Annotated in this window: 11 protein-coding genes; 9 read left to right on the top strand and 2 right to left on the bottom strand. The window is 74.7% G+C overall.

Features of this window, described 5'->3' with window-relative positions; all coding sequences use genetic code 11:
• Nucleotides 1–35: 35 nt before the first annotated feature.
• Nucleotides 36–332 carry a WhiB family transcriptional regulator gene (locus tag CTKZ_RS15760; RefSeq protein WP_124343837.1) on the bottom strand — a complete coding sequence of 99 codons (297 nt, stop codon included), beginning with the start codon at nt 330–332 and terminating at the stop codon, nt 36–38.
• A 261-nt stretch (nt 333–593) separates the two neighbouring features.
• Here CTKZ_RS15760 and CTKZ_RS15755 point away from each other — a divergent pair, with 261 nt between their 5' ends.
• The 3 genes from CTKZ_RS15755 to guaB all read left to right on the top strand — a co-directional run bounded on the left by CTKZ_RS15755 (nt 594) and on the right by guaB (nt 4,277).
• On the top strand, nt 594–1,541 hold the full coding sequence (locus CTKZ_RS15755) for a MerR family transcriptional regulator (protein ID WP_124343836.1): 948 nt from the start codon (nt 594–596) through the stop codon (nt 1,539–1,541).
• Between the two features lie 524 nt (nt 1,542–2,065).
• A complete protein-coding gene (locus CTKZ_RS15750; RefSeq protein ID WP_443090081.1) occupies nt 2,066–2,659 on the top strand; it encodes a response regulator transcription factor in 594 nt (197 codons plus the stop codon).
• A gap of 100 nt (nt 2,660–2,759) precedes the next feature.
• Nucleotides 2,760–4,277 (top strand): IMP dehydrogenase, encoded by a 1,518-nt coding sequence (guaB, locus tag CTKZ_RS15745; protein ID WP_124343834.1) that lies wholly within the window; start codon nt 2,760–2,762, stop codon nt 4,275–4,277.
• A 113-nt stretch (nt 4,278–4,390) separates the two neighbouring features.
• On the opposite strand, the gene CTKZ_RS15740 is transcribed toward guaB, so the two are convergent.
• A complete protein-coding gene (locus CTKZ_RS15740; protein WP_124343833.1) occupies nt 4,391–5,110 on the bottom strand; it encodes an exonuclease domain-containing protein in 720 nt (239 codons plus the stop codon).
• A gap of 165 nt (nt 5,111–5,275) precedes the next feature.
• On the opposite strand from CTKZ_RS15740, the gene CTKZ_RS15735 reads away from it, so the two are divergent.
• The 6 genes from CTKZ_RS15735 to CTKZ_RS15710 all read left to right on the top strand — a co-directional run bounded on the left by CTKZ_RS15735 (nt 5,276) and on the right by CTKZ_RS15710 (nt 10,722).
• Nucleotides 5,276–6,400, top strand: a complete 1,125-nt coding sequence (locus CTKZ_RS15735) for a GuaB3 family IMP dehydrogenase-related protein (protein ID WP_124343832.1) — start codon at nt 5,276–5,278, stop codon at nt 6,398–6,400.
• Nucleotides 6,401–6,681: 281 nt separating this feature from the next.
• Nucleotides 6,682–7,443 (top strand): DeoR/GlpR family DNA-binding transcription regulator, encoded by a 762-nt coding sequence (locus CTKZ_RS15730; RefSeq protein WP_124343831.1) that lies wholly within the window; start codon nt 6,682–6,684, stop codon nt 7,441–7,443.
• A complete protein-coding gene (gene pfkB, locus CTKZ_RS15725; protein ID WP_124343830.1) occupies nt 7,440–8,387 on the top strand; it encodes a 1-phosphofructokinase in 948 nt (315 codons plus the stop codon). The genes CTKZ_RS15730 and pfkB overlap by 4 nt, the downstream gene beginning before the upstream one ends.
• 1 nt (nt 8,388) lies before the next feature.
• A complete protein-coding gene (locus CTKZ_RS15720; protein ID WP_124343829.1) occupies nt 8,389–8,844 on the top strand; it encodes a PTS sugar transporter subunit IIA in 456 nt (151 codons plus the stop codon).
• Nucleotides 8,841–10,373, top strand: coding sequence for a PTS fructose transporter subunit IIC (locus CTKZ_RS15715; RefSeq protein ID WP_124343828.1), 1,533 nt, complete (start codon nt 8,841–8,843; stop codon nt 10,371–10,373). Before CTKZ_RS15720 ends, CTKZ_RS15715 begins: the two co-directional genes overlap by 4 nt.
• 52 nt (nt 10,374–10,425) lie before the next feature.
• The gene (locus CTKZ_RS15710) at nt 10,426–10,722 is read left to right on the top strand and encodes an HPr family phosphocarrier protein (RefSeq protein ID WP_124343827.1); all 297 of its coding nucleotides are present in this window, start codon (nt 10,426–10,428) and stop codon (nt 10,720–10,722) included.
• Nucleotides 10,723–10,845 lie beyond the last annotated feature (123 nt).

Here is a 10,845-nt window from a genome sequence, read left to right as displayed (position 1 = left end):
GGGGGGGGGCCTTCGTGGTCTCGTGGGTCTGCGGGTCAGACGACCGCGCGACGACCGCTGCGCTGCGCCAGGATCGCGGCCCGCTCGTCCTCCGAGAGGCCGCCCCACACGCCGTAGGGCTCGCGCACCGCGAGCGACTGCTCACGGCACTCCTTGAGCACCGGGCACGTCGCGCAGATGGCCTTGGCCGCCTCCGCGCGGCGCCGGCGCGCCGACCCACGCTCGCCCTCGGGGTGGAAGAAGAGGTCCTGGTCGGCGTCGCGGCAGGCGCCTTCGAACTGCCACTCCCACAGGTCCATCACCGGTCCGGGCAACCGCGAGATCTCCGCCATGCGTCCTCCTCAGTCATTCCGAGTCGGCGGGCCGTGGGCTCCAGCGCGCTCGGTAGCTCGGTTGTCAGGCACCCCGCACGGTGGTGCGGGTGGTGCTGTGGGCTGAACGCTACAACCGCGCCAGAAGTTGTTCAAGACTGCTTCGCACGATCGTGTGATGACGCGCTTCTGAGCGGACGCCCAGGTCGGCTGGCGCGGTCCGGCCCGCGCGTCGTCGCCGTCACCGCACGGCGACCCCAGCAGCACTGGCACAATCGCGTCATGCCCGCCGACGAGGACGTGTCGACGCCCACGGCCACGGCGCCCGACGCGGGAGCGCCCGCGCTCGCCGTCGCGGCCGTCGCGCGCCGGCTCGGCGTCGCGCCGGCGACGCTGCGCACGTGGGACCGGCGCTACGGGCTCGGACCGTCGGAGCACTCCGCGGGTGCGCACCGGCGCTACAGCGGGACCGACGTCGAGCGGCTGCTCGTCATGCGACGCCTCACGCTCGAGGGCGTCGCGCCCGGCGAGGCCGCGCGCCTCGCGCTCGCGACCGACGTGTCCGCGGAGCACGGCCACCGCGCACGGCCCGTCGCCCCGCACCCCGACGCGAGCCCCACCGCAGTCGTCGACGCGGCGCTCGCGGACGACGCCGACCGCTGCGCCCGGCTGCTCGCCCTCGCCCCCGGCACGCCCGGAGCCGTCGCGCGGTGGTGGACCGACCTCGTCGAGCCGGCCCTCACGCAGCTCGCCCGCCGGACCGTCGTCGACCGGCCCGGGGTCGACGCCGCGCTCACCGTCCGCGCCGCCGCGTCCGCCGCGCTGCGCGACGCGACCGTCGACCCGCCCGCCGCGGGCAGCCCGGTCGTCCTGGTCCTCGTGCCGCCTGGGGAGGAGCGGCCGCTCGTCGCGCACGCGCTGGCCGGCGCGCTCGTCGAGAGCGGGGTCGACGGCCGGCTCGTCGGCGGTCCCGTGACCCCGCACCACGCGTCGGAGCTCGTGGCGATGACGCGTGCGCGCGCCGTGGTCACCGTCGGGCGCCGCACCGAGCCCGAGCTCGAGGTCGTGGTCCGGCTCGCGCAGGACCGCCCCGACCTGCCGCAGTTCGTCATGCTGCCCGACGGTGCGCAGCGCCACGTGCCCGTCGAGCGGCACGTGCACCGCGCGCGCACCTTCACGGGCCTGCTGCACGAGGTGCTCGCGGTCGCCGCACCCGCCGACCGCCCCTGACGGCACGTGCGCCGTCCTCGGCGCCGCGGCACCGTCGTGGTCTCGGCGCCGCGGCACCGTCGTGGTCTCGGCACCGCGGCACCGTCGTGGTCTCGGCACCGCGGGCCCGGTGCATCGCGGCGGGGCCCCAGGGCGGCCTGGAGGCGCACAGCGGCCCTCACCCGGCCGGGCGAGGGCCCGTCGACCCGCCGGGTGTCCCCCGTCCGGCCCAGTGGACATTCCCCGCCAGGAGCCCCCGCGGCGGGAGGAACCAGGGCAGGGGGAGGCGCAGGAGTGCCCCGGCGGGCTAACGTCTGCGTGCGCGCCGACCGATATCCGTGCTGAATCAACCGTTCGGATGACGGACAGGTCGGCAGGGGCCGCGCCGCCCGTCGGAGCAGACGGGCGTACGAGACGGTCTTGGGCAAACAGGAGGAACGATGGCGGGAGTCGTGGTCTGTCACGGCTCAGCGGTGATCCGCGAGCGCCTGGTGGTGACCTCCATCGGTGTGCCCGCTCTCACCCCGGTGCGAGCGGCAGCATCGGTGGACGAGCTGATCACGCTGGCACGCAGGGTCCCGCCGACGGTCGTCCTGCTGGACGCGCACCTGCCGGCGCCCGGCGCCACCGAGGCGATCCGACGGCTGCGTGCCGTCTCGCCGTCGGCGGCGGTGGTGCTGCTGGCCAACCCCGACGACTCGGTCGCGCTGGACCGGGCGCTGCAGCTCGGTGCGCGCGGCTTCCTCGCGCCCGACGTGGGCCGCGCGGAGCTGTCGGCGGTGGCGGCGCACGTGCTCGCGAGCGCGGTGCTGCCGGTGCAGGGTCCGCGGGCGACGGTCGAGGTGCCGACGCCGATGGGCGGGTCGGGTCTGGACGGGACGCGCCCGGCGTCGGGCACGGTCGACGGTCACGACGGCGCCCCCGCGTCGTCGGAGCCCGGGCCGGCACCGCTGACGAAGCGCGAGGTCGAGGTGCTGGTCGGGATGAGCAACGGCCGGTCGAACGCGCAGATCGGCGCCGAGCTGTTCCTCTCCGAGGACACGGTGAAGACGCACGCGCGCCGGCTGTTCCGCAAGCTCGGGGCGAAGGACCGCGCGCAGGCGGTCGCGATCGGCCTGCGCCGGGGGCTCATCCGCTGACGACCGGCCGCGGTCCCGACGTCCCTGCGGGCGTCGGGCCGGCGTCCGGGAGGCGGACCGGGGGGCCGGGGCTGCCCGTCGCGGGACGTATCCTGGGGCGATGACGGGCACCCCCTCGCAGGCCGACCCCTTCGCGCGGATCGGGCTCACGTACGACGACGTCCTGCTCCTCCCGGGGGAGACGGACGTGATCCCGAGCGAGGTCGACACGACCTCCCGGCTCACGCGCGAGATCTCGGTCCGCGTCCCGCTGCTGTCGGCGGCGATGGACACGGTCACCGAGTCGCGCATGGCGATCGCGATGGCCCGGCAGGGCGGCATCGGGATCCTGCACCGCAACCTGTCGATCGAGGACCAGGCGCACCAGGTCGACCGCGTCAAGCGCTCCGAGTCCGGCATGGTGACCGACCCCGTGACGGTCTCGCCCGACGCGACGCTCGCCGAGCTCGACCGCCTGTGCGGCACCTACCGCGTCTCCGGCCTGCCGGTCGTCGACGCGCAGGACCGCCTCCTCGGCATCATCACGAACCGCGACCTGCGGTTCGTCCCGGCCGCCGACTTCGAGCACCGCCGCGTGCACGAGGTCATGACGCCCATGCCGCTCGTCACCGCACCCGTGGGGATCGCGCGCGACGACGCGGCCGCGCTGCTCGCGAAGCACAAGATCGAGAAGCTGCCCCTCGTCGACGACGCCGGCGTGCTGCGCGGGCTCATCACCGTCAAGGACTTCGTGAAGTCCGAGCAGTACCCCGACGCGACGAAGGACGGCGAGGGCCGCCTCGTCGTCGGTGCGGCGATCGGGTTCTTCGGCGACGCGTGGGAGCGGGCGACCGCCCTGGTGGACGCCGGCGTCGACGTGCTCGTCGTCGACACCGCGAACGGCCACGCGCGGCTGATGCTCGACATGGTGCGCCGCCTCAAGTCCGACCCGTCGACGCGCGCCGTCCAGGTCATCGGCGGCAACGTCGCGACGACCGCGGGTGCGACCGCGCTCGTCGAGGCCGGCGTGGACGCCGTGAAGGTCGGGGTCGGCCCCGGCTCGATCTGCACGACGCGCGTCGTCGCGGGCGTCGGCGTCCCGCAGGTCACGGCCATCTACGACGCGGCGCAGGCGTGCAAGCCCGCCGGGGTGCCGGTCATCGGCGACGGCGGCCTGCAGTACTCGGGCGACATCGCGAAGGCGCTCGTCGCCGGCGCCGACACCGTGATGCTGGGCTCGCTGCTCGCGGGCTGCGACGAGTCGCCGGGCGAGCTCGTGTTCGTCAACGGCAAGCAGTTCAAGCACTACCGCGGCATGGGCTCGCTCGGGGCGATGGCGTCCCGCGGGCGCGTCTCGTACTCGAAGGACCGGTACTTCCAGGCCGACGTCACGACCGACGAGAAGATCGTCCCCGAGGGCATCGAGGGCCAGGTGCCCTACCGCGGCCCGCTCGCGGCCGTCGCGCACCAGCTCATCGGCGGCCTGCACCAGTCGATGTTCTACGTCGGCGCGCACACGATCCCCGAGCTGCAGTCCAAGGGCCAGTTCGTGCGGATCACCGCGGCCGGGCTCAAGGAGTCCCACCCGCACGACATCCAGATGACGGTCGAGGCGCCGAACTACAGCTCGCACCGCTGACGTCCGACGACGCCCGGGTCCCGCACGTGGGGCCCGGGCGTCGTCGTGCGCGGCAGAGGCGCCAGGCGGCCGCGGCGCGCCGTGGGGGGGCGGCGGAGGCGGGTGTCCGCGGGCTACCAGAGGGTGCCGACGGGCTCGCGCGCGGGCCAGGTGGGCTCCGCGCCCGGGCCGTCGAGGCCCTTCTCGGTGCGCCACGCGTTGAAGCTCTCCGCCCACGCCCGGTGCGCGGTCACCTGGTACTCGTGCAGCGTGTCGAGGTCCAGGTCGGCGAGGTGCGGGAAGCGTCCGACGATCCGCTCGAGCACGTCGAGCGTCGCGACGACGTCCACGTCGGCGTTGTGCAGCTCGCCCGACTCGACGACCTCGTAGACACCGCACAGGTCGACGAGCTTGCGCTTGCCCTCACGCTCGCGGTCCTCGGCGCGGTCGAGCACGAGCGGGTCGATGACGGGCCGGGCCGCGCCGAGCAGCCGGTCGGGCAGCGTCGGCAGCCGGTAGCGCCGCAGCTCGGCGTCGAGCAGGCACAGGTCGAACGCGGCGTTGTAGGCGACGACGGGGACGCCCGCGCGGAACGCCTCGGCGAGCTCGGTGGCGATCTCGTCGAGCGCACCCTTGGGGGCGACGCCGTGCGCCTTCGCGTGCTCGGTGCTGACGCCGTGGATCGACGCCGCGGGCTCGGGGATCTCGACGCCCGGGTTCAGCAGCCAGGTGCGGACGTGCGTGCCGTCGGCGTCACGGCGGACCAGCGCGGCGGTGACGATGCGGTCGCGGTCGACGTCGAGCCCCGTGGTCTCCGTGTCGAAGCCCAGCAAGGGTCCGTCGTTCCAGCCCATCGTGCGTCCTTCGTCCGTCCGGCGTGCTCACCGCGCGGCGCACGCGCCTGGCGGTGACGGGCTCGTGGTGCCGCCCGCTTCGCCAGGATCGCACCGACCACCGACAGCGCCGCGCACCGACACGTCGCGCGCCGGAGGCCCGCGGTGCGCCGGTAACCTGGTCCGGTGAGCAACGAGATCGAGATCGGGCGCGGGAAGCGCGGGCGGCGGGCCTTCTCCTTCGACGACGTGGCGGTCGTCCCGTCGCGGCGGACGCGGGACCCGGAGGAGGTCTCGGTCGGCTGGCAGATCGACGCCTACCACTTCGACCTGCCCGTGCTCGCGGCGCCGATGGACTCGGTGATGAGCCCGGCGACCGCGGTCGCGCTGGGGCAGGCCGGCGGTCTGGGCGTGCTGGACCTCGAGGGTCTGTGGACGCGGTACGAGGACCCGTCGCCGCTCCTCGCGGAGATCGCGACGCTCGACGTCGCGCGCGCGACGGCCCGCATGCAGGAGATCTACTCCGCGCCGATCCAGCCGGAGCTCGTGAGCCAGCGGCTCAAGGAGGTCCGGGCGGCGGGCGTGACGGTCGCGGGCGCGCTGTCGCCGCAGCGCACGCAGGAGCTGTGGCGGACCGTGGTCGACGCGGGCGTCGACCTGTTCGTCATCCGCGGCACGACGGTCTCGGCGGAGCACGTGTCGGGCCGCGCGGAGCCGCTCAACCTCAAGCGCTTCATCTACGAGCTCGACGTGCCGGTGATCGTCGGCGGCGCGTCGACGTACACCGCGGCGCTGCACCTCATGCGCACGGGTGCGGCGGGCGTGCTCGTCGGGTTCGGCGGGGGAGCGGCGCACACGACGCGCGTGTCGCTCGGCATCCACGCGCCGATGGCGACGGCCGTCGCGGACGTCGCGGCGGCGCGGCGCGACTACCTCGACGAGTCGGGCGGCCGGTACGTGCACGTGATCGCCGACGGCGGCGTGGGGCGCTCGGGCGACCTCGTGAAGGCGGTCGCGTGCGGTGCGGACGCGGTCATGCTGGGTGCGGCGCTCGCGCGCGCGACCGAGGCGCCGGGTCGGGGCTGGCACTGGGGCCCGGAGGCGCACCACCCGCACCTGCCGCGCGGCGAGCGCGTCGAGGTCGGCACGGCCGGCTCCCTCGAGCAGATCCTGTTCGGCCCGGGGCACACCGCGGACGGGACGCTCAACCTCGTCGGTGCGCTCAAGCGTGCGATGGCGACGACCGGCTACTCGGACCTCAAGGAGTTCCAGCGCGTCGAGGTCGTGGTCTCGCCCTACCAGCCGCACTGACGTCTGCCCTGCTCGACGACGCCCGTCCCGGTCCGCCGGGGCGGGCGTCCGACGTCTGCGGCGATGTCCGGTCGTGCCCGTTCATCAGCGCCCGGGGTCCGGATCGCCCGTGCGCGTGGTCCGACGGCCGGAATCTGGACGATCGGATGCCCGAGTCTGCCCAGGTAGAAGTCTGTTTAAGTCCGAATGGGCCCGGATCTCTTGACATGGCAGGGTGAGAAGCGGACTCTGGACGCATCAGACATCGCGATGAACGCGGTGTCCGGCACGACGGAGGCAGCGTGTACGCACCGGAGCGGCACCAGCAGATCCTGGCTCGCGCCCGCGCCGAGGGCCGGGTCGACGTCACCGCCCTCGCGGACGAGCTCGACGTCACCCCCGAGACCATCCGCCGCGACCTCACCGCGCTCGAGCGGCACGGCCTGGTGCGGCGCGTGCACGGCGGCGCGATCCCCGTGGAGCGCCTCGGCTTCGAGCCCGGCATCGCGGACCGCGAGGGCCTGCTCGCGGGGGAGAAGGAGCGCATCGCCAAGGCCGCGCTCGACGAGCTGCCTGACGGGGGCGCCGTCATCTTCGACGCCGGCACCACGACCGTCCGCCTCGCGGAGCTCCTGCCGAACGACCGCGAGCTCACCGTCGTCACGCACGCGCTGCCCGTCGCCACCGTCCTCGCGACGCGTCCGGGCATCACGCTGCACCTGGTGGGCGGCACGGTCCGCGGCCGCACGCTCGCCGCGGTCGGCACGTGGGCGGTCCGGGCGCTGGCCGACATCCACGCCGACGTCGCGTTCGTCGGCACCAACGGGCTGTCCGTCGAGCACGGGCTGACGACGCCCGATCTCGCCGAGGCCGCGGTCAAGCGCGCGCTGGTCACCAACGCGCGGCGGACCGTCGTGCTCGCGGACCACACCAAGCTCGGCCGCGTCGACTTCGCGCACGTCGTGCCGCTGTCGGCCGTCGACACGCTCGTCACCGACACCGGTGCGGAGCCTGAGCTCGTCGACGAGATCGAGACGGCCGGGACGCGGGTGGTGCGCGCATGATCCTCACACTCACCCCGAACCCGAGCCTCGACCGCGCGCTGCAGGTCGACCGGCTCGCGGTCGGCGAGGTCAACCGCGCCGACGGCGCGTGGGTGCACCCCGGCGGCAAGGGCATCAACGTCTCCCGGGTGCTCATGGCGCACGGTGTCCCGACGCTCGCCGTCCTGCCCGTCGGCGGCGCCGACGGTGCGCGCCTCGTCGAGCTGCTGGGCGAGCAGGGCGTGCCCGCGCTGCCGGTCCCGATCGCCGAGGACACCCGCACCAACCTCACGCTCGTGGAGGCGGGCGGCGCGACCACCAAGGTCAACGCGCCCGGCCCGCGGCTCACCGACGAGGAGGGCGACGCGCTGCTGCGGGCCGTCGAGCAGCAGCTGACGACGCAGCCCGCCGCGCTGGTCAGCGCGGGCTCCCTGCCGCGCGGAGCCTCGGAGTGCTTCTTCGTCCAGGTCGCAGGCCTCGCCGCCCGGCACGGCGTGCCCTTCGCGCTCGACACGTCCGGGCTCCCGCTCACGCGGGCGGTCCGGTCCGGCGGGCTCACGCTCGTCAAGCCCAACGACGACGAGCTCGCCGAGCTCGTCGGCCACGAGCTCGTGACCGTCGGCGACGTCGTCGACGCCGCGCGCGAGGTCATCGAGGCGGGCACGCGCGCCGTGCTCGTGAGCCTCGGGGCGCACGGCGCGCTGCTCGTCACCGCGCGGCACCACTGGTGGGCCGGTGGCCCGCCGCTCGTGCCGCTGTCCACGGTCGGCGCGGGCGACACGACCCTCGCCGGCTTCATCGCCGGGGACGGCGACTCCGCGGCCCGCCTGCGCCGCGCCGTCGCGTTCGGCAGGGCCGCGGTCCTGCTCCCCGGGACCGCCGTCCCCACCCCTGACCAGATCGACGTCGACACCGTCCAGGTCGTCGAGAACCCCGACCCCCGAACCGCGCTGAAGGAGCTGTGACGTGACCACCCCCCTCATCACCGCCGACCTGGTCGCCGTCGACCTCGTCGCCACGGACCGCGACGACGCGACCCGCCAGCTCATCGACCTGCTCGCCGCCGCCGGGCGCGTGACCGACGCCGACGGGTTCCACGCCGACGTGCGCGCCCGCGAGGCGCAGATGGCGACCGGCATGCCCGGAGGCATCGGCCTGCCGCACGCCCGCTCGGCGCACGTCACCGTGCCGAGCCTCGCCGTCGGCAAGGTGCCCGGCGGCGTCGACTTCGGCGCGCCCGACGGCCCCGCGACGCTCGTCTTCCTCATCGCCGCGCCCGACTCCGGCGACAGCGCGCACCTGCAGATCCTCGCCGCGCTCGCCCGGCGGCTCGTGCACGAGTCGTTCCGGACGTCGCTCAAGGACGCGCCGGACGCCGCGACCGTCGCCGAGATCGTCACCCGAGAGGTCGTGCCGGCATGAAGCTCGTCGCCGTCACCTCGTGCCCCACGGGGATCGCGCACACGTACATGGCCGCCGAGGCCCTCGAGCAGGCCGGCCGCGCCGCCGGCCACGAGGTCGCGGTCGAGACGCAGGGTGCCGCGGGCTCGATGCCGCTCGACCCGCGCGTCATCGCCGACGCGGACGGCGTGATCTACGCCGCGGACCTCGAGGTCAAGGACAAGGACCGGTTCGCCGGCAAGCCGTTCGTCGACGTCGGCGTCAAGAAGGCCGTGCACGACGCGCCGGGCGTCATCGCCGCCGCCGTCGCGGCCGTCGAGTCGGGCGTCCCCGCCCCCGCGGCCACCGGTCACGCGGCCGGCACCGGGCCGACAGGCCCGACGACCAAGGTCGACAGCAACGCCGGGGTCGGCACGCGCGTCCGGCAGTGGCTCATGACGGGCGTGTCCTACATGATCCCGTTCGTCGCCGCGGGCGGGATCCTCATCGCCCTGTCGTTCATGCTCGCGCAGCTCGCGTGGGGCGACGAGGGCGTCGTGCGCGTCACCGAGGTGCCGCTCGACGACCTCATGACGTCGTTCAACGTGGTGTCGCTGCAGGACTGGGCGGTGCTGCTGTTCCAGACCGGCGGCGTCGCGTTCGGGTTCCTCGTCCCCGTGCTGTCCGGGTTCATCGCGTACGCGATCGCCGACCGGCCCGGCCTCGTGCCCGGCTTCGTCGGCGGGTCGGTGTCCGTGCTGGTGGGCGCCGGCTTCCTCGGCGGCCTCGTCACCGGCTTCCTCGCGGGCTTCGTGGCGCTGTGGATCGCGCGCTGGAAGGTCCCCAAGGGCGTGCGCGGCGTGATGCCCGTCGTGGTGATCCCGCTCCTGTCGTCGTTCGTCGTCGGCCTGGTGATGTTCGTGATCATCGGGCGCCCGATCGCGTCGCTCATGGACGGCCTGAGCTCGTGGCTCAACGGCCTGTCCGGCTCCAACCTCGTGCTCCTCGGGGTGCTGCTCGGCGCGATGATGGGCTTCGACCTCGGCGGCCCGATCAACAAGGTCGCGTACACGTTCGCCGTGACCGGGCTGGCGACCGAGGGCCTCACCGCGGACGCCACGCAGTACAAGGTCATGGCCGCCGTCATGGCGGCGGGCATGGTGGCGCCGCTGGCGATGGCGCTGGCGACCGTCGTCCGCAAGAAGCTCTTCACGCACGCCGAGCAGGAGAACGGCAAGGCCGCGTGGCTGCTCGGGGCGTCGTTCATCTCCGAGGGGGCGATCCCGTTCGCCGCCGCCGACCCGTGGCGCGTCATCGTGTCGTCCGTCGCGGGCTCGGCCGTCACGGGCGGGATCGTCATGGCGTTCGGCAGCACGCTGCGCGCCCCGCACGGTGGCATCTGGGTCCTGCCGCTCATCGGCAACCCGCTCGGCTTCATCCTCGCGATCGTGATCGGCGTGGTCGTCATGACCGCGATCGTCGTCGCGCTCAAGAGCGCCAAGCCCAACCCGCTGGTCGAGGCCGAGCAGGCCGCCGACGAGCAGGCGGCCCTCGTGGGCCAGACGGCCTGACGCCGTCCCCGCACCACTCCCGCACCGGCACGAACCCCGGAGGACCAGCACCATGGCTCAGCGCACCGCCGTCGTCGCGTCCCGCGTCGGGCTGCACGCCCGCCCCGCGATGATCTTCACGAACGCCGTCGCCGCGACCGGCGTCCCGGTGACCATCGCCCGCCCGGGCGGCGACCCCGTCGACGCGAGCAGCATCCTGTTCGTCATGTCGCTCGGCGTCCCGCACGGCGAGGAGGTCACGCTCAGCACGGACGACGGCGCCGAGCGCGTGCTCGACGACCTCGTCACGCTGCTCGAGACCGACCTCGACGCGGAGGACGCCCCGGCGGCCTCCGGCACGGGCTCGTGAGCACGCCGACGGTGCCGGCCACGCCGGCGGCGGCCGACGCGCCCGGCACCCGCGACGCCGACCGCGTGCTGCGCGGCGTCGGCGTGGGCCGGCGGGGCGTCGTCGGGCCGGTCGCCCAGGTGC

Source organism: Cellulomonas algicola (assembly GCF_003851725.1).
GTDB lineage: Bacteria > Actinomycetota > Actinomycetes > Actinomycetales > Cellulomonadaceae > Cellulomonas > Cellulomonas algicola.
Note: the sequence above shows the minus strand (reverse complement) of the source record. Positions and strands in the feature narration are given on the sequence as shown.

Coding starts and splice junctions, on each gene's coding strand:
- CTKZ_RS15760 (WP_124343837.1), bottom strand. CDS start 332: ATGGCGGAGATCTCGCGGTTGCCCGGACCGGTGATGGACCTGTGGGAG.
- CTKZ_RS15755 (WP_124343836.1), top strand. CDS start 594: ATGCCCGCCGACGAGGACGTGTCGACGCCCACGGCCACGGCGCCCGAC.
- guaB (WP_124343834.1), top strand. CDS start 2,760: ATGACGGGCACCCCCTCGCAGGCCGACCCCTTCGCGCGGATCGGGCTC.
- CTKZ_RS15740 (WP_124343833.1), bottom strand. CDS start 5,110: ATGGGCTGGAACGACGGACCCTTGCTGGGCTTCGACACGGAGACCACG.
- pfkB (WP_124343830.1), top strand. CDS start 7,440: ATGATCCTCACACTCACCCCGAACCCGAGCCTCGACCGCGCGCTGCAG.
- CTKZ_RS15715 (WP_124343828.1), top strand. CDS start 8,841: ATGAAGCTCGTCGCCGTCACCTCGTGCCCCACGGGGATCGCGCACACG.
- CTKZ_RS15710 (WP_124343827.1), top strand. CDS start 10,426: ATGGCTCAGCGCACCGCCGTCGTCGCGTCCCGCGTCGGGCTGCACGCC.